Below are 519 nucleotides of genomic sequence, written 5' to 3'. Positions count from 1 at the left end.
GCCATTCATCTGAATTTTCCTATAAAAAATGGGCAAAATGTAGTGAGTTATTCGGTGTTTCTTCTGTAATGATAAATTATCTAAACCTCTCTACTCAAGATGAGTTTACGAGAGCTGGTTGGCGGAAATAGATATGAACACAATGGATACTTTTCATCAAATGGATAAATCTCACCAAGGCTATATCACCGAATTCAACGATAAAAGTGAGTTTGAACAACGCATTAATACAGCTTGGCGACGTGCCGAACCTGAAGCTGTAGAAGAGCTATTACAAGCTGCTGCGGTATCTGATGATTTAGATCATAAAATTTATGACCTTGCATTTAACCTTGCCCATAATTTACGTGAACGTAAGACCTCTTCAGGTAAAGCAGGTATTGTTCAAGGGTTATTACAAGAATTCTCTCTTTCTTCACAAGAAGGCGTGGCTTTGATGTGTCTTGCTGAAGCTTTGCTTCGTATTCCAGACACAGCAACACGTGATTTGCTCATTCGCGATAAAATCAATCAAGGTAA

Annotated in this window: 1 protein-coding gene; it reads left to right on the top strand. The window is 38.3% G+C overall.

What is annotated here, in order from left to right; all coding sequences use genetic code 11:
• Positions 1 to 160 precede the first annotated feature (160 nt).
• The coding region (locus ABD296_RS49405; RefSeq protein WP_344285465.1) for a hypothetical protein at positions 161 to 519 on the top strand (359 nt) is incomplete at its 3' end.

Origin of the sequence: Actinomadura napierensis (genome assembly GCF_039529375.1) — a bacterium.
GTDB lineage: Bacteria > Actinomycetota > Actinomycetes > Streptosporangiales > Streptosporangiaceae > Spirillospora > Spirillospora napierensis.
The sequence above is the reverse complement of the archived record's forward strand: the minus strand, read 5'-3'. Positions and strand labels throughout refer to the sequence as shown.